Annotated in this window: 13 protein-coding genes; 7 read left to right on the top strand and 6 right to left on the bottom strand. The window is 44.7% G+C overall.

The window, feature by feature from the left end; translation table 11 throughout:
• Positions 1-54: 54 nt before the first annotated feature.
• The 4 genes from fabV to ACQEXT_RS07355 all read left to right on the top strand — a co-directional run bounded on the left by fabV (position 55) and on the right by ACQEXT_RS07355 (position 5,714).
• The gene (gene fabV / locus ACQEXT_RS07370; protein WP_138971204.1) at positions 55-1,242 is read left to right on the top strand and encodes an enoyl-ACP reductase FabV; all 1,188 of its coding nucleotides are present in this window, start codon (positions 55-57) and stop codon (positions 1,240-1,242) included.
• Positions 1,243-1,469: 227 nt separating this feature from the next.
• Positions 1,470-3,392: a sensor domain-containing phosphodiesterase gene (locus tag ACQEXT_RS07365; RefSeq protein ID WP_426951295.1), complete on the top strand. Its 1,923-nt coding sequence runs from the start codon at positions 1,470-1,472 to the stop codon at positions 3,390-3,392.
• Between the two features lie 67 nt (positions 3,393-3,459).
• The gene (locus ACQEXT_RS07360; protein WP_426951293.1) at positions 3,460-5,115 is read left to right on the top strand and encodes an ABC-ATPase domain-containing protein; all 1,656 of its coding nucleotides are present in this window, start codon (positions 3,460-3,462) and stop codon (positions 5,113-5,115) included.
• Positions 5,116-5,174: 59 nt separating this feature from the next.
• A complete protein-coding gene (locus tag ACQEXT_RS07355; protein WP_331426737.1) occupies positions 5,175-5,714 on the top strand; it encodes a GNAT family protein in 540 nt (179 codons plus the stop codon).
• Between the two features lie 5 nt (positions 5,715-5,719).
• Here the strand turns inward: ACQEXT_RS07355 and ACQEXT_RS07350 are convergent, their stop codons facing one another.
• The 4 genes from ACQEXT_RS07350 to helD form a co-directional block, all read right to left on the bottom strand.
• Complete coding sequence (locus ACQEXT_RS07350) at positions 5,720-6,337, bottom strand: DNA-J related domain-containing protein (RefSeq protein WP_426951292.1); 618 nt, start codon at positions 6,335-6,337, stop codon at positions 5,720-5,722.
• A 130-nt stretch (positions 6,338-6,467) separates the two neighbouring features.
• A complete protein-coding gene (locus ACQEXT_RS07345; RefSeq protein ID WP_426951291.1) occupies positions 6,468-7,307 on the bottom strand; it encodes an isopenicillin N synthase family dioxygenase in 840 nt (279 codons plus the stop codon).
• A 152-nt stretch (positions 7,308-7,459) separates the two neighbouring features.
• Positions 7,460-7,780: a divalent-cation tolerance protein CutA gene (cutA, locus tag ACQEXT_RS07340; RefSeq protein WP_426951290.1), complete on the bottom strand. Its 321-nt coding sequence runs from the start codon at positions 7,778-7,780 to the stop codon at positions 7,460-7,462.
• Between the two features lie 11 nt (positions 7,781-7,791).
• On the bottom strand, positions 7,792-9,858 hold the full coding sequence (helD, locus tag ACQEXT_RS07335) for a DNA helicase IV (protein ID WP_426951288.1): 2,067 nt from the start codon (positions 9,856-9,858) through the stop codon (positions 7,792-7,794).
• Positions 9,859-10,114: 256 nt separating this feature from the next.
• Here helD and yccS point away from each other — a divergent pair, with 256 nt between their 5' ends.
• From yccS to ACQEXT_RS07320, 3 genes are all read left to right on the top strand, one after another.
• Positions 10,115-12,286, top strand: a complete 2,172-nt coding sequence (yccS, locus tag ACQEXT_RS07330) for a YccS family putative transporter (RefSeq protein WP_426951287.1) — start codon at positions 10,115-10,117, stop codon at positions 12,284-12,286.
• Positions 12,287-12,491: 205 nt separating this feature from the next.
• On the top strand, positions 12,492-12,767 hold the full coding sequence (locus tag ACQEXT_RS07325) for a hypothetical protein (protein ID WP_331416566.1): 276 nt from the start codon (positions 12,492-12,494) through the stop codon (positions 12,765-12,767).
• A gap of 94 nt (positions 12,768-12,861) precedes the next feature.
• Positions 12,862-14,121 carry a hydroxymethylglutaryl-CoA reductase gene (locus tag ACQEXT_RS07320; protein ID WP_426951285.1) on the top strand — a complete coding sequence of 420 codons (1,260 nt, stop codon included), beginning with the start codon at positions 12,862-12,864 and terminating at the stop codon, positions 14,119-14,121.
• Positions 14,122-14,154: 33 nt separating this feature from the next.
• On the opposite strand, the gene luxQ is transcribed toward ACQEXT_RS07320, so the two are convergent.
• Positions 14,155-16,707, bottom strand: a complete 2,553-nt coding sequence (luxQ, locus tag ACQEXT_RS07315; RefSeq protein ID WP_426951284.1) for a quorum-sensing autoinducer 2 sensor kinase/phosphatase LuxQ — start codon at positions 16,705-16,707, stop codon at positions 14,155-14,157.
• Entirely contained in the window at positions 16,707-17,804 is a 1,098-nt protein-coding gene (locus tag ACQEXT_RS07310; protein ID WP_426951282.1) for a substrate-binding domain-containing protein, read from the bottom strand. Before ACQEXT_RS07310 ends, luxQ begins: the two co-directional genes overlap by 1 nt.
• Positions 17,805-17,823 lie beyond the last annotated feature (19 nt).

Genomic DNA, 17,823 nt, shown 5'->3' with positions numbered 1-17,823 from the left:
ACATAGCTTTACGTTAATTTTCTCCGAATACCCTCAGTAGGTGAAGGACAGAAAATGATTATAAAACCTGTAATAGATGGCGTTGTTGCACGCAGCGCACATCCATTAGGATGTGAGCAAGCCGTGCTTAACCAAATTGAATATGTAAAGTCTTCACAACTCATTCCCAACGGGCCCAAGCGTGTCTTAATCATCGGTGGTTCATCTGGCTTTGGCCTAGCCTCGCGAATTGCTCTGACATTCGGTGCTCAGGCTGACACCATTAGCGTATCGTTTGAAAAAGCACCTTCTGAACAAGGGACAGGGTCTGCGGGTTTCTACAACAATTACTATTTTAAACGTCACGCCAAACGCGCGGGACGAATCGCTGTAAATATCCATGGCGATGCTTTTTCTAAACAGATAAAAGATGACGTCATTGAAGCGATCGAAACCTATTTTGAAGGTGAAGTTGACCTGATTATTTACAGTGTTGCGTCAGGCGTGAGACCAAAAGAACAACCAGGACAGTTCTGGCGCTCTGCTATTAAACCTATTGGTCAACCTGTGTCAGGGACTACGCTACTGCTTGAAAATGATCAGTGGTACAACTCAACGCTAGAAGCTGCGAGCGAAGAAGAGGCAGAAGCGACACGCAAGGTCATGGGTGGCGAAGACTGGGAAGCATGGATCGATGCTCTGATCAATTCAGAGTCGCTTGCTCATGGTTGTAAAACGATCGCCTTTTCTTATATTGGTCCAGAACTGACTCACCCAATCTACCTTGATGGCACATTAGGCCGAGCGAAAATAGACCTGCATCAAACCAGCCATTCCTTGAATTTGAAAATGGCGAACTTCGAAGGCGGCGCATACGCAACCGTCTGTAAAGCGTTGGTAACCAAAGCGAGTGTCTTTATACCAGGTCTAAGCCCATACATTATCGCTCTGTATAAAGTGATGAAAGAGAAAGGCACCCATGAGGGATGTATCGAGCAAATGCTACGTCTGTTTAGTAGCAAACTTTACGGCTCTGAGCGTGTCCCTGTTGATGGTGAAAGGCTGATTAGAATGGATGACTGGGAACTTGATGCGGATACACAATCACAAGTTAAGCAGTTAATCAGTGAAATGGATTGCGGCAACTTCATGCAGTTAGGTGATTACTCTGGCTTCAAGCATGAGTTCCTCAATTTAAACGGATTCGATTTGCAAGGTGTAGATTATTCAACCGACATCAATATTGATAAGTTTATAAAATGAAGTTATTGTTTTAAAACCATGTCTCATTAATAAGACAAAGTGTATTGATTGCCCCAAAGCTGAGCCTTGGGGCTTTTTTTTGTCTATTTCATCATGCATCCTTAACTCCTGTGCCATCCACCGTTTAATTATTAAACATTTCTTTACCCGTATGTGCATCGTAACGACTATCCTTAAAACAGAGAGCAAGGACTGCCCTTATAAAAAATTAACGACAGGGAGTTTGTATGTCTAAGTTAAATACAGACAACATGGTAATTCCTGATGAAATGAGCTCGGGATGGCAAGTTATCGTTAACCTTTTAGCTGAGATTATTTCCGTACCAGCCGCTTTAATCATGCGCGTGCACAAAGAGCATATTGAAGTGTTTAGCGTCAACAATAACAACGCCAATCCCTATCACATTGGGGACAAAGAGGGTTTAGGCCAAGGTCTTTACTGTGAAACGGTGATCAACGAAAATCGGCTGCTTTTGGTGCCTAACGCGTCCAAGGATAGCCAGTGGCAAAACAATCCTGACATGAAATTCGGCATGCTAGCGTATTGCGGCTTACCCTTACGTTGGCCTAACGGTAAAATGTTCGGAACCATCTGCGCGCTGGATAATATTGAAAACCCGTTTAATCAAACCTATCAACAATTGTTGATGTCATTTCGTGACTCCATTGAGGCACAACTCAAAACCGTTTTTCAAAACTACCACCTTCAACAACTCAACAGCGAGTTGGAGTCGCGCGTTCAAACTCGAACACAAGATCTGGTCGAACTCAACTTTTCTCTAAACCAAGAGATCGACAAGCGCCGCGCCGCCGAACGTCAAGTACGCTATCAGCAGTTGCATGATTTGGGGACAGGTTTTTTGAATCGTTCAGCACTCGAGTCAGAGGCGAGTCGTTTGATCCAAAATGTCTCGGATAATCAATTCCGAAAAGTCGGTGTACTGCACGTCGGCTTTACCAACGGACGACGTATTCAATCTAAGTATGGCTACTCAACTTGGGAACATATCCTTATTGAATTTCGTCAGCGACTCCATCAACACTCAGCATTGAATGTGATAACGGCACGTCCAAGCTCCACTGACTTGGTGTTTATTTTTGAAACCAACAGCTACGACAGCGATATTTATCTGCTATGTCAGGAGTTGGTCGATGTCAGCCAGTCAAAGTTTACTGTCGAAGGGGAAAGCCTACACCTACATAGCTATATTGGTGTCGCCAGTTCAGACGAAAGCCAGTGTGCTAAAAGTCTCCTAAAATACGCCTCTGAAGCGATGCAATCTTGTAAAGATTCCGGTCATAAATTTAGCTTTTACTCTCAGGATATCTCCGATACACAGAAAAACATCAGCCAACTTGAAAGTTACCTGCTTCAGGCTGTTCGTAACGATGACCTACTACTCTATTTCCAGCCTAAAGTGTCACCGGAAACTCATCGTTGGGTAGGAGCAGAAGCACTTCTTCGTTGGCGACACCCTATTCTCGGTGATATTTCCAATGAAACACTAATCCACTTAGCGGAACAAAACGGCCTCATTTTTGAAGTGGGAAGCTTTGTGCTTCGTTCTGCGATTCAAAAAGCCGCAGAATGGTCTGCCAAGGTGGATAACTTTCGCGTCAGTGTCAATGTTTCTGCAGTGCAGTTGCAAAGTCCACAATTTGTCAATCAGATTGAAGATCTGCTCACTGCCTACGAACTACCTGCACGCTACTTAGAGCTTGAGATTACTGAAAGTGGTCTGATTGCGGATGAAGTCGTTGCACGTAACACGCTGCAGTCGCTAAACAAGCTGGGAGTGACGCTGTCACTAGATGATTTTGGTACGGGCTACGCATCATTCAATTACCTGAAAAAATTTCCGTTTGACGCCATTAAAATCGATAAGAGCTTTGTCCACCAACTTGATGAAAGTGAACAAGACAAAGAGATCATGCGCTCGATTATCAGTATTGCACAGAAGCTGAGCTTACAAGTTACCGTTGAGGGTATAGAAAACGAACAGCACGAGGCGTTTATCATCACCGAAGGATGTGATATCGGTCAGGGCTACCTCTATGGTAAACCAATGCCCTATGATGAATTCGAAAACAATCTTTACAATCAGATATCTTCGTCGATGAAATATAGTTGCTCATCACAACCACACTAGTCCTTTACTCTCAGGCGAGCGATTCCTATAATCCTCGCCTTTCGTGTTCCCAACCGACGATATCAAGATGGATCAGTTAACTGCAAAGCTAAAGAAAATTGAAAAACAGAACTACCGTGCGTACCAGCAAATCAAAGGCGATTACGACTTCGGTGACTACACATTCCATATTGAATACGTACAGGGTGACCCATACGCTTCAGCATCACGTGTGCGTGCCGTTCGCCCTTGGTCATTAACAGGACTCGCTTGGCTACTGAAGAAATCTGCACACTACCAGATTGCAGCGCGTGATTTTATTGCGCGTAGTTTCGCACAACTTGCCAAACAAGACTCTTTACTCAGTATCAGTTTAACAGGACAAGCGGTACTCGACAGCACAGCAGTTCTATTCACCGATGAAGGCATAGAATTGCGTTTTCGCGTCAATCTGCCAGCAGAGGGACGCTCAGTGTTAGGCAAAAAAGCGGATAACCTTCTGACTTTTCATTTACCTAAGTACATACGTCGAGCCACTCTTGAGCGTGAACTAGACTTAGAAGCCTTGAAACATCATTGTGAGGTCATTGAAGACCAATATGCTTTGCGTAGCCAACTTGATAAATTAGAGCTTATCGCGTTTGTTGGGAACGGTTCGATACTGCCTCGAGTTGCTGGCAACTGCGACTTACCAATGAAAGATGCCATCCCATTTGTTGCTCCGCAATCACTTGAAGTGACAATAGAGACCCCAAACCAAGGCGCGATCACAGGCCTAGGTATCAAGAAAGGCATTACTCTGATCGTCGGTGGTGGATTCCACGGTAAGTCGACGCTGCTAACAGCAATTGAACGCTCTATCTACAATCACATTCCTGGCGACGGTCGTGAAACCATAGTCACTAATGACGGAGCGATGAAGATCCGAGCTGAAGATGGTCGTTGTGTCCACAATCTCAATCTGTCTAACTACATTAACCATCTGCCAATGGGCAAAGATACTCGAGATTTCTCGACTCAAGATGCCTCTGGTTCAACGTCTCAAGCCGCATGGCTTCAAGAGTCTATTGAAGCGGGCGCATGTGGTTTACTCATCGATGAAGACACCTCAGCGACCAACTTTATGATTCGTGATGAACGAATGCAGGCGTTGGTAAGTAAAGGCGATGAACCTATTACTCCGCTCGTTGATCGCATCGGTCAGCTAAGGGATCAAATGGATGTATCGACGATTATCGTTATGGGTGGTTCAGGTGATTATCTCGACGTAGCCGATACCGTTATTCAGATGCATGACTATCAGCCTGTCGATGTGACCGCGAAAGCCAAACAAGTTGTGCTTCAGCATCCAAGTGAGCGTCACAATGAAAGCGAAGCGGAGTTAGAAACCTTTCGTCCACGAGCACTGAACTGTTCAGCTCTACAAAAAATCTTAGTCGATGGAAAATTTCGCGTCGCAGCCAAAGGCATCGATTCATTGCGCTTTGGCAAAGAGTTCACCGATCTGACTGCACTCGAGCAACTAGAGTCTAGCGCTGAAGTCAATGCCATTGGCTGGCTATGGTTCCAACTTGCTCAGCGCCCTGGCTGGGTAAATAATCCTGCGAAAGAAATTAAAGAAATGCTGTATGGTGATTGGTCTACGCTCATGCCAAACCAAGGCGATCTAGCGAAACCACGCCCGTTAGATGTGATGGCAGCACTAAATAGAATGCGTAGCTCTCAATTTAAACCATCGAAATGATGTTTTAACCGTAACTGATGTATAAAGCGCCTTAACTGGCGCTTTTTAGATCATGAATCATGAGTTTTATACTGGAAACCGAACATCTTATTTTACGAGATTTTACTCAAGAGGACATTCAGCACTACGTTAAACAGTGCCAAGATCCCAAGTATCAACGTTTTTACAATGAACAAGATTGCTCACAAACCAAGAGTGAGCAACTGGTTAAGATGTTCATTACACAAGCTGAACAACAACCGCGCCAACAGTTCCATTTGGCGATTACCGATAAGATGACCGGTAGCTACTTAGGCATTGCCGCTCTGCGCGTCGAAAACGAACAACAAGCGTCCATCGGCTGCGGTTTGGTGCGTGGAACACAAGGAAAAGGAGCCAGTGAAGAAGCAATGAGAGCCCTATTGCAATATGGCTTTGACCAATTGTCTATTCATCGAGCCTATGCGGAAACCATCTCTGAAAACCGAGCAGCAATCAGACTATGTTCACGACTTGGAATGCGGGTTGAAGCGACTCTGGTTGAAAATCGCTACTTTAAACAACGCTGGTGGAACACGACTATCCTTGCAATACTCAAAGAAGAGTTTAACCGCTTATGAGCGCGTTAATGGCGTAGTACGTTCCATGCTTCGCAGAGAACTCGAAAACGTTCACTGTCTCCTTTCTCACGATCTGGGTGCCATTTGAGCGCCAGTTTTCGCCATGTTCTTCTAATTTCTGTTTGGCTCGCATCATGATGAAGTTCAAATAGACTCAACGCCTTCGCTCTGTCCATGTCTTTACCATTGGTGCTGCCAACAGAATGACGGTAGCGCGTCCAGAACTCATTGAGTAAACGTTTCACTTCGCCCTCTTCCGCTTCATAGTTCTTCCAGTGGATGTAATAATCACGCAGTGGGTCGTTTACGTCGACTTCATGACCTGCGACTTGATGTGCAGGCATCAGAACAATATTCATCGCTTCAACTTGCAGCCATTTCTCTGGATAGAGCGTTTCCTGAAGTTGGTAGAGCGCATTCATGATAAGAAAGTTACGCTTAAATAGATCTTTTTCTGGAGAAGGGTCTAGTACGGGGATAAAACCAAGATCGCCCAAATGAGAAGCCAAAGTGTGTACTTTCCAGCCACTTGGCTGTTTTCTTAGAACCTCTAATACCGGCCAAAGCAACGGGTTTTCCATATACTGCTGAAACTGGGCAGTGAGTTGTTGTTTATCGTCCATAAGCCTTTCTCTTTTTTATTCAATAAATGACATAATCACTTATTTGTCGAGTCTTGCTTGTTACATTTGTCGCCTGAGCCATAAAAAAAGAGCCAGCTTTGCTGACTCTTAATAGGTGAATGAATACAGACTAAATGACACCAAGCTCTCTTAGGCGTTCCATCAAGTAACTATCTGCGGTATGACGTTCAGATAGGACGACTTCTGGTTTTGGATGAAGGAACAGCGGTAAAGATATACGTGAATGTTCCTGACGTGAGCCATCAGGGTTGATCACGCGGTGTGTGGTCGATGGGAAATATCCACCCGAAGCTTCTTGTAGCATATCGCCAATATTGATGATCAAGTTACCGAAGTCACATGGTACATCGATCCATGAACCGTCTTTCGCTTTAACCTGTAGACCTGGCTCATTTGCAGCTGGCAACACAGTAAGTAAGTTAATGTCTTCGTGGGCAGCAGCTCGAATTGCACCCGGTTCTTCATCACCCGTCATTGGTGGGTAGTGAAGTACGCGTAGAAGCGTCTTTTCACTGCCGTTAATCATTTCTGACAGTGCAATAGAGAATTTTTCTTGCACGTCTTGAGGGGCGTGCGCTTCAACCCAGCTTAGTAGCTCCGCGGCGAATGCGTTAGCACGCTGGTAGTAATCCATGATTTGCTCTTTTAGCTCTTCTGGAATCTGTCCCCATGGATAGATATGGAAGTACTCTTTGATGTCTTTTACAGTGTGACCTTTTGCCACTTCTGATACTGAAGGAGGGAAGTAACCATCTTGAGTCGCGACATTGTAGGTAAACTCATTTTTGCGCTCAGACATAAAGAACTGATACCAGTTCTCATAGATCGACTCAACGAGCTCTTTAGGAATTGGGTGGTTTTTCAATACACCAAAGCCCGTCTCACGCAGTGAGTTAACAAATTGCTCTGCAGCATCGTCAGCAAGATAATCAACAGTTTCCAGTTTCATGACTTTTACTTCTAATTGTTATTAATTTCGAGCAGAGATTCTAAGTGTGACATTTAGGTAAATCAAACTTTGATGAAATGAAACGGAGAGTTTAACGTTTAAATGTGCTGTCAAATACGCTTTCAACACATTCCGTTATTTCCAACTATTTGCTAACAGCGTGTGTTCTCTTCTAACCAAGCCAAATAAGGGTTATAGCCCTCCACAAATGGGATTTGGACGATTTGTGGAACGTCATAATGGTGCAGTTTAACGATGGTCTGTTCCAATTCTGCATAACATGCTTTTTTGGTTTTCATGATCATTAATATCTCATTGTCGGAACAGACTTCCCCTTTCCAAACATAATGACTGTGGATTGGCATCGTCTGAATGCACGCTGCCAATCCCTTATTCAACACTGAATTAATGATCAATTGCGCGCTTTCATCGCTATCTGTTGTGGTTAACGTAATGCAATACTGACCGCTCACTGGTGATTTCCTTACTTCTGTACGATGACTGGATAATCTTGCTCACAGAGTTCTTTGACAAAACAAGAACCTGAACCTGTATGTGCTACCCAGACTTTCTTTTTCGCTCGAGTTAAGGCGACATAAAACAGACGTCGCTCTTCGGCATAAGGGAAGCTATCTTCAGACTGGGTCAAGGCTCCATTAATGTGCAGTGCTTTGACACGGGCTGGGAACTGCCCTTCATCAACCCCCACAACTATAACAAAGTCCGCCTCTTTGCCCTTACTGGCATGACAAGTCATAAACTCAATTGAGAGTAAGCCAAAATTTCTCTGCCAATCACGTAATAGCTCAGGTTTGTGGTAATGGTTACGGCCCAATATCAATACACTCTGAATCGATTTCGCGTTCCTGTTCAATTGATCGAGCACTTTTTCCACATTTCCGGCAGGAATCAGCGTCACCGCTTTTGATTTTTGCTCTTTATGACTATTGAGCGCCTTAGGAATCTGGATTGGGTTTTGCTGCACAAATCGATTCGCCACTTCGCCGATCTTGTCATTAAAGCGATAAGTGGTATCAAGATGATGAATTGTTGAGTTTGGAAAGCGCTCGGCGAACCCAGTAGTAAGATCAACATCTGAACCTGCAAATTGATAAATGGATTGCCAGTCGTCGCCGACAGCAAACAGTATGCAGTCACTATGCTCTTCTTGTTGGCAAAGCGCCTCAATCAGTGCTAAACGCTGAGGAGAAATATCCTGATACTCATCAATCATAATGTAACGCCACGGCGATCGAAATTTGCCTTTGACGACATGTTGGGTCGCTTTGGAGATCATAAGGTTAAAGTCGATATGCCCCTGCTCTTTAAGCTGTTGATTCCAAGCTTGGTAGCACGGCCATACCAAAGATAACTCACTGTTTAAACGTGTGTATTCAGGGTGCTCAATCAATAACTGTTGAAGTTCTTTCTTTCCACACTCCATCGATGCGAGCTGAGACAACTGCTGTTCTAGCCACGCGATAAGCTTCGGATTCTCAACGTGGCTTCCCAATTCATCGTCACCAGCTAAGTATGCGATTGGCCACTTCGAAAGATGTTTTTGCCAACGTTTAAAGTTGGTTGGTGTCATCCAGTGTTTTTTGAGCCAATCAATACACCAGCTCTTACGTTGATTGTCATCGATCGCCAACGGAGAAATCGTGACAAGATCGCTCTCGACTTGATTGAGTATATGCAACCCTAACTGATGGAAAGTACTGACCTTGACACGTTCTGCACTTAATCCAACTTTATCATTGAGGCGTTGGCTCATTTCATCAGCGGCATCACGCCCAAACGCGAGCAAGAGAATTTCTTCCGGACGAGCAATGTGACTTTGCAACAGATAGGCAACACGTGCTGTCAACACACTGGTTTTACCGGAACCCGCCCCTGCGAGAATGAGGTTATTGTTATCGTTAAGCAAAACCGCACGCTTTTGACTCAGATTCAATGGTGAGGACTCAATTTGCGAAAAGAGCACTTGCCAATTTTCTAGCTCATTCTCCATCCAAAGCTCGTTACGGTGTTTTAGCTTCTGATCGGAATCACTAATCCAAGGCTCAATCTTGCCCATGCGTTCGGGCATTCTCAGTAATGCATCTTCCAGATTCATATTCATCTGAGCGAAATCCGCACTAACGGAATCCTGCCATTGTTTTACGGACGAATGGGTAAGAAAAGCAGGTTGACGATGAAACTGATCAATGGCCTGTTCCCATTTGGGTAAGTGTATAAATAGCTGTTGGCACTGATTTTGGTGCCATTTTTGGTAGCGTGCGACGGCAAGGCGCGCGAAGTCTCGGCACTTATCAAGCGGTAGACCCTGTACTAGCCAGGCTTGCCTTTCACCTTCGTTGCTATACGCAAAGAAAAGTAGCCCTCCCCAAAACAGGCCATTTTTGACTTGAACCTGACCACTCCATACATTAAACGGAATGTGTTCTTCGCTGGTTTCTGAACTGAGGATCAACGCATCGGATTCTAATTCTACTTGATAGTATTCGCGTTGGATAAAAAACTGTGCAGTCTTGTTAGCGGTTAGCTGCATTTCGATGTAAGCCTTCTGATTCCATTGCAATCATCATAACTGAATTGATTTCTCTTTTGACAGAATTACGCTAAAAATAGTGAGTAACAGCACTGGTTTTACCCTAGTACAGCGTTCGTTTTCAAACAACCAGAATTAGTCAAGATCGATAATGGACAAAAGTTAGCCAAAGTATCTAGTATCTTTATTTGGATCAGCTCGTTACCATATAGATCTTGTTATTCTCAACACACTTATGACCTACAGATTTCTGCAAGTGAATTTATTTAGTCAGCTACGCCACTATTGGGCAAATAAAACCATCAATTATAGCCTGCTCATTCTCGTCACCCTTCTTGGCGTGGTCGTACCTGCCTGGTACTTGCAGCTCAATGAACAGATCATCCCATTGATACTGGGTGTGATTGCCGCAGCGTTAGCCGAAAGTGACGACAGTTTCACCGGACGTCTCAAATCACAGAGTTTGACGCTGGTTTGTTTTGCCATCGCCGCGTTTTCCATAGAGTTGTTGTTTAATACACCGTGGTTGTTTGCCATTGGTCTATTTACCTCAACCTTTGGCTTTATTATTTTGGGGGCTATCGGCCCACGTTACGCCAGTATCGCGTTTGGCTCTTTACTGATTGCTATTTACGCCATGCTAGGTGCTCATCAAAGTACCAATATTTGGTTCCAGCCACTTATGCTGCTCTCAGGTGCGGCTTGGTACTATTTAATGTCTATGATTTGGCACGCACTATGGCCGCTTCAGCCCGTTCAACAAAACTTGGCCAATGTGTTTATTCAGCTCGCCAATTACCTTGATTCGAAAAGTCAGCTCTTTCATCCGGTATCAAATCTAACGCCACAACCTTATCGATTGGAAGAAGCGCGTTTGAATGCCGCCACGGTCAATGCGCTCAACTCTTGCAAAGCGACTTTTTTAAGCCGTTCAAAGCGCGGTCACGTGGATGCAATCAGTGATAGATTTCTCAACATTTACTTCCTAGCCCAAGACATCCATGAACGGATCAGTTCAACACACTACCGTTATCAAGAATTGGCTGTCCATTTTGAACGTTCTGACGTTTTATTCCGGTTTAAACATTTGTTAGAGACCCAAGCTAAATCATGTCGAGAAATTGCCAACGCAATACGTTTAGGCAAGGAATATCAACATGATAACCAGTCCGTCATGGCACTTGATGAGTTGCAAAACTCCCTTAGCTATTTGCAGTCTCATCAAAACCCACAATGGCGTTCTTTACTCTCACAGCTTGGCTACCTATTTAATAACCTTGCCACGGTAGAGAAACAGCTTAGTAATGTGAACAACCCTGATGCGAACAGACTTGAAGAAGATGCTCTTGATGACACAGAAGCACATACACTCAAAGCAATGTGGCAGCGGATCAGTGCCAATTTTACTCAGGACTCAATGCTATTTCGCCATGCGGTGCGAATGTCGCTTTCATTGACTATTGGTTATGGCATCATTCAATTATTCGATATTGAACGGGGTTATTGGATTTTGTTGACTACCCTATTCGTTTGTCAGCCAAACTACAGCGCAACACGACAAAAGCTTGTCGCAAGGGTTTTAGGTACGTTTGCAGGTCTATTCATCGGTGTACCGCTGCTGACCTTCTTCCCTTCACAAGAAAGTCAGTTGGTCTTCGTAGTGATATCCGGCGTGGCATTCTTCGCATTTCGTCTGGCTAACTACGGCTACGCAACCGGCTTTATCACTGTGCTTGTCTTATTCTGCTTTAATCAACTTGGAGAAGGATACGCGGTAGTATTGCCACGACTTGCCGATACGTTAATCGGATGTGCTCTCGCCGTTGCTGCTGTGGCATTAATCTTACCCGACTGGCAATCGAAACGTCTGCACAAAGTGATGGCAGAGGCGATAGCGGCTAATAAAAATTATCTGGCGCAAATTATCGGCCAATATAGGATTGGTAAAAAAGACAGTCTCAACTATCGCATTTCTCGCCGTCACGCACACAATCAAGATGCGACGTTAACCACCGCTATCAGCACTATGTTAGCAGAGCCCGGTCGCTATCTTGCTGCGGTGGATGAGAGCTATCGCTTCTTGACTCTAAACCACGCCCTACTCAGCTATATCTCTGCATTAGGTGCGCACCGAACCCAAATTGCCGATGATCAAACGCATAAACTGATCCTTGATGCTCATAGAGTCATTCACCAGCATTTGGAGGTGCTGTTCACCCAGCTTAATCAGCATTGTGATAACTGTGATACCAGCGATATCGATGACCCTGCCTTAGAACAACGCTTATCCGAATGGCGCGAAGAAGACGATGGTTCAGTACGCATGGTTCTGCAACAACTCCATCTCATTTACCGAATGTTGCCGGAGCTTCATTCACTCGCGAGTAAATTTGCAGTCCGTGTGGCACAACCTGCCCATTCTGCATAAAACCTCATCTTAATGAAGAGCCCTTGCTCTTCACTGTCACCTCAGCAATTACGTACATTGCGAGGTGAGATCAATAGCAAACTGGATTCATGTGACGAAACCTTAGTCACTGACGAAGAACTGTCACTGATTTCGAGCCTTTTTTCTTAGCACAACTTGCTGTAATTTCAATCATCCCTTAAGCTTTAATTAAGCGGAGGTGTTTATGCCAGTATCTTCTGTACAAGCCGGTTATCAAATCATTGATATGTCGTCGAAGATGGCCGAAGACGCTACGCTTGAAATCCAACAAAACCAGCAATTACAATCCATCTCAAACAAAGACGGCTACGAGTTCAACAAAGTCGAATTCAAAGCGCCAGCTTCTGATTTTGAACCTCTCACCAAACTCACTAGTGCCGAACAATACAGCAGAATAGGCACCAATGTATTGCAGCGTGACCAAGAGATGATTGGTACACTGCTTGATATTCACGTCTGACGAAATGAAGTAAATTGTAGCAATACATTAAGCAACCATTGAGTTCCCGAGTCTATCGGGTAGAATGCAGACAAATTTCCCGTTTTAATTTGCAATGCCCAAACTGAATTTATCTCGACTAAAAGACCACAATTTCCTCCAGCCAGAGCAACACAACCTCACATTAGAACAAAAACTCAGCCCCCATTTTGAGCGTCCAAAAACAAGACTGACACCCAGTCCGTATATTTCGGATAAAACGCTCGAAAAAAGATGGAGCAAACTCGCTAACCTTACTGAACAATCAGTGTTACTTGACGAGCAGACCCAAACTAATGCTGAGCTATACAATAAAAACATTGAGCACTTTATTGGCACCGTTAAAGTACCGGTGGGTATTGCTGGGCCACTTCGTGTTAACGGCCTTTATGCGAATGACGATTTCCTGATCCCACTTGCGACCACGGAAGCGGCTTTAGTTGCGTCCTACAATAGAGGCGCTCAATTGATCACAGCAGCTGGCGGTGCAAGTGCAATGTTACTCAATGAAGGGGTCACTCGTACGCCTGTCTTTTGTTTTGATTCACTTGCCAATGCCGGCCAGTTTGTCGCATGGGTTGTGACACAATACGATCAATTCAAACGCGTCGCGGAGTCCACAACCTCGCACGGTAAGCTTCACGATATCAATGTCAATATCGAAGCAAGCCAAGTCTATCTGGTTTTTGAGTTTCATACTGGCGATGCTTCTGGCCAAAACATGGTCACGATTGCAACGAACGAAGTGTATCACTACATTTTGACTCACTCCCCAGTCCCGCCAACGGAAGCATTTCTGGATGGTAATCTCTCTGGAGACAAGAAGCCTAACGCCAATACGCTGCGCCATGTTCGTGGTAAAAAGGTGACCGCTGAGGTTCATTTAGATAAAGCGTTGGTAGAAAAGTACCTTCATACTACCCCAGAAAAAATGGTCCGCTTCGGACAAGTCACCACCACAGGTGCAGCACTAAGTGGTGGTATTGGCGTCAATGCTCACTATGCAAATGCCCTCGCCGCACTCTATATTGCTTGCGGGCAGGACGCCGCGTGCGTCGCTGAATCGGCGATTGGCATTACGCGCATGTTACTCAACAAGGATGGAGGACTTCACGCTAGCGTTACGCTACCTAATCTGATGGTAGGTACTGTTGGCGGTGGTACTGGCTTACCAACCCAGAAAGCGTGCCTCGATATAATGGGGCTATCTGGTGCTGGGAAAGCAAAGTCCTTGGCGGAGGTCGCGGCCTGTCTTTGCTTAGCGGGAGAACTCTCGATCGTTGGCGCTTTTTGTGCCGATCATTTTTCTCGTGCGCACCAAAAACTGGCGCGATAAACAGCTGGGCAGCGTTTTATCCGCTGCCCAATACTATTTCACTTGCGCGTAGTAGTTCTCTTTGAAGTGAATGAATGCTTTGTTTAGCGCGATTTCTTTAATCGGTTTAACTATCACGTAGTTTGCCCCCACCGCTAGAAAGGCTTGCTTGGTTTCCTGCATGCCATCGGCTGTACATGCGTAAATAGGCACACTAAGCTTTAAGTCCTTACGAATGATTTCCGTCGCTTCGATACCGCCAAGATTGGGGAGCTGGTTGTCCATTAGGACCATAGCCACACTGGGATCTGAACGCAAAAATTCAATTGCATTAACACCATCTTTAACCCATGAAACCGTCATTCCATATTTTTCACAAAATGCTTTCGCGATAAAAGCGTTGGTGTTGTTGTCTTCCACCAGCAAAACATGCAGTGACTCAGGGAATAAGGTTGAGGGTTCTTCAGCAAGGGCGCTCTTCTCTACATTGATCAACTCATTGCTACCGACTTTTAGCGGTATTTTAACGATAAACTTCGTCCCAACATCGACTTCACTCTCTAGCTGAATATCTCCGTTCATAATGGTGACAAGACTTTGCACAATCGCCAAACCAAGGCCGCTGCCACCATACTCACGCGTCGTGTTTGATTCTGCTTGGACAAAAGGTTCGAATATATGCGCTATGCGCAGTTGATCAATCCCGATCCCAGTATCCGATACCTCTAATTTGAGTAAACACCCAGAGTCAGTCTGTTCACAGTCTAATTCAACTCGGACACTGCCATAATGGGTAAACTTGACTGCGTTGCTAACCAGATTAAAAATAATTTGATTGAGACGTACCTGATCACTGTGTGCCCATCGGTCTTGAGGGATCTTGTTTACAACGTCGAAGGCGACCTTTTTTTTATCCAGTAACGGCTTGAAGATTCTTTCTACCGTTGTTGTCAGCTCAGCCAAGCGGAAAGGCGCGCTTTCGATATGGAACTGCCCCTGCTCTATCTTTGAAAAATCGAGTATGTCGTTCAATACCGCCAATAGGTGCTCACCACTGTTGCATAGAACTTCAATGTGCTCTATGTCTCTTTGGTCAACCATTTTATCTTTGAGTAACTGGGATACACCAAGAATACCGTTGAGCGGTGTCCGCAACTCATGGCTCATTTTAGCGAGGAAGTCCGCCCTCATGCGCGCCGACTCTTCTGCTTCTTCACGTGCAGCTTGACTCTGCTTTTCTGCTTCAATGAAGCTGGTGATATCCTGACCTTGCGCCATGATCTGCGAGACGCGGTTGTCTCTCATAATAGGAGATAAGTTCCAACGAAAGGTTTTGTTGGCAATAGCGGTGTTGATGCCAGTCAGGGTTGCCCCTTGAGCACACATCATAATGTGCGGCTTCAAACTTGAAATCAGTTGATCTTGCGTGCCATGGGTACGAAAGCACCTTTCAGCCGACGGGTTAAAGCGCTCTAACTCACCTTCAACGTTCCATAACGTCACAGGTGACAAAGAGAAGTTAAACAAATCAGCAAACTGCTTTTCTTGGTCATTAAGTCGTTTAAATGAACGTTGAAATGACTGGCCTATTTGATGAAACTCTTGAATAGACGACCCTTCAAATTCGATAAGTTTTTGTTCCTGAATCGAAGCATCTGTATAGGTCATCAAAGAACGTAACTCTTTTGAGACTCTTTTACCGAGCCAGATTCGAGTGTAGATGGCGATACAGATGATCAATCCAGCCGTGATCGCCAACCAAACATAATAACTCCGAACAAAATGGACAATGTGTTCGTTATCCTGAACCGTATAAATTGAGAGAAAAGTCGCCACGTTATTAATGGTGAGATCCGTTCTAGAAACAGTAAAACCGCTCGAATCAAGCTCGTCGGGCGATTGCGCTAACCATTGAGTGTATTTATCGTCGCCATCCTTGTCACTCGCCGCAATCACCTCAGAACCTACCGCTAACAGCACCTGATCCGCATTGCTGCCTTGAGCAAGTGCATAAACAATCGAGAAATTGTTGTTAAGAACAATACCAACGAAAAGATTCCCGACCACTTCCCCTGACTCTAAATCGATAATAGAGGAACGCCTTAACATAAGGTATCTCATTCCCATCACTGAAGGGGTCTGCGAAATATGCCAATCAAACCCCGTAGTCACATCTTGTGTAATATGCAGCAACTGCTGCGTTGAAATTCCATAGAACTGAAAATTCGCGTCATCCCAAATAAGTTGGTCATCACTGATAATGTAGCGAAAGTCAGGTGTAATGTCTGGAGAAAGCTGATCCATACTATTGAAGAATAGATCGAGGGATTGAGCATCTTTACTTACCAAACTTTCTAGCAAGACCGGATTTCGGCTATAGCTATCTTGTTGTATCTCAATCGACTTGACTCGAAAGTTAAAAATTTCCTGAACCAAGCTCTGCGTTTGCTTCTTAGTACGAGCAACCTCTTGCGATACAACATCTCGGTTAACCTGGTAGTTTTGCAAAACCATAACCACAATTAGCCCACCAATAACAAGAAAGATCGAGTTGGTTAATAACGTGGCTAATCGGCTCTTACCAGCCTGTCCGAATAGTCTTGCCATTATTGATCAGAATACCTAAATGCTCGCTGCTTGAGCTTCTCGATCTTGCTTGGGCTATCATTGCTCGTCACAAGCTCAAAATCACCGGAATATGTATGTGGCACACTTCTGCCTTCGAGATCCCACTTAATCGCTTCTGCCATCGCGATTCCGGTATCATCATTCATGCGCATCGCCGTCACTTGCAGTTGACCGTTGGCAATGGCTTCCAATTCAGCGGTTCCCCCACCCCAACCATTCAGCATGATATCATTGCGGTTTAAGTCTTTAAGCGCATCGGCAGCTCCCAAAGCCACATCGGTCGAACATGCATAGATGAAATCTAGATTTTTATCCTTCTCTAATGCTGATTTCGCAGCAAGGTACCCAGACTCTCGTGTCGCTTTGGTATAGAAAGAAGAGGATAATTGGTAACTGTCATGATGGCTCATCTCTTCGATGAAAGTATCTCCGCGTGCATCACTCACGTAACCTTCCGAGAAATAGAGCACGGAATAGCGACTCTCTTTGGGGATGACTGACTTGTAGTATTCTTGTATCACGCGAGTCCCTTTTATATGGTCAAATCCCACATACATGAAGGGCTGCTGTTTATCCCAAGCTCTTACCGGAGTGGTAATATTTTGTAGAATCAATTTGGTATCTGTTGAACTCAGCACATGCTCAATAAACTTTTTATGGCGTGTGGTATCGAGAGTAAAAATCAGGTAGTCGGATTTGTTTTGGATTGCTTCAAGCAGCGACAAGCTCTGTGGTCTAACATCGACATTTGGACGAGTAAATACTTGATTAATACTGTATCTGATGCCCAGCTTTTCTAATCGCATTTCAAACGCTTTGATGTTTCGAATCCAGTAATCTGAAATCTGCTGCCCGGGATAAACCACAGAAATTGAAATTGGCTTTACTTGTTTGGCTGCGAGAGGAGTGGGATAACGGCGAACTTCTTCGCTCAATGCGTCCGTCAATTGTCGTTGCTGAGGATGCGAATCGAGATATTCATCGTATTGCCAATAGCCGTTTAAAACCTGAGTAGTGTGAGCCATTGACGTAGCTGAATACAAAGCGAATAAAGAAAGAAGTTTATACTTACACATGCCATTTTCTCTTTTGACT

It is taken from the genome of Vibrio sp. TRT 29B02, from assembly GCF_050113655.1.
In the GTDB taxonomy this organism is placed as follows: Bacteria; Pseudomonadota; Gammaproteobacteria; order Enterobacterales; family Vibrionaceae; genus Vibrio.
The sequence above is the reverse complement of the archived record's forward strand: the minus strand, read 5'-3'. Positions and strand labels throughout refer to the sequence as shown.

Coding starts and splice junctions, on each gene's coding strand:
- luxQ (WP_426951284.1), bottom strand. CDS start 16,707: ATGGCAAGACTATTCGGACAGGCTGGTAAGAGCCGATTAGCCACGTTA.
- helD (WP_426951288.1), bottom strand. CDS start 9,858: ATGCAGCTAACCGCTAACAAGACTGCACAGTTTTTTATCCAACGCGAA.
- ACQEXT_RS07355 (WP_331426737.1), top strand. CDS start 5,175: ATGAGTTTTATACTGGAAACCGAACATCTTATTTTACGAGATTTTACT.
- ACQEXT_RS07310 (WP_426951282.1), bottom strand. CDS start 17,804: ATGTGTAAGTATAAACTTCTTTCTTTATTCGCTTTGTATTCAGCTACG.
- fabV (WP_138971204.1), top strand. CDS start 55: ATGATTATAAAACCTGTAATAGATGGCGTTGTTGCACGCAGCGCACAT.
- ACQEXT_RS07350 (WP_426951292.1), bottom strand. CDS start 6,337: ATGGACGATAAACAACAACTCACTGCCCAGTTTCAGCAGTATATGGAA.
- ACQEXT_RS07325 (WP_331416566.1), top strand. CDS start 12,492: ATGCCAGTATCTTCTGTACAAGCCGGTTATCAAATCATTGATATGTCG.
- ACQEXT_RS07365 (WP_426951295.1), top strand. CDS start 1,470: ATGTCTAAGTTAAATACAGACAACATGGTAATTCCTGATGAAATGAGC.
- ACQEXT_RS07345 (WP_426951291.1), bottom strand. CDS start 7,307: ATGAAACTGGAAACTGTTGATTATCTTGCTGACGATGCTGCAGAGCAA.
- ACQEXT_RS07360 (WP_426951293.1), top strand. CDS start 3,460: ATGGATCAGTTAACTGCAAAGCTAAAGAAAATTGAAAAACAGAACTAC.
- ACQEXT_RS07320 (WP_426951285.1), top strand. CDS start 12,862: ATGCCCAAACTGAATTTATCTCGACTAAAAGACCACAATTTCCTCCAG.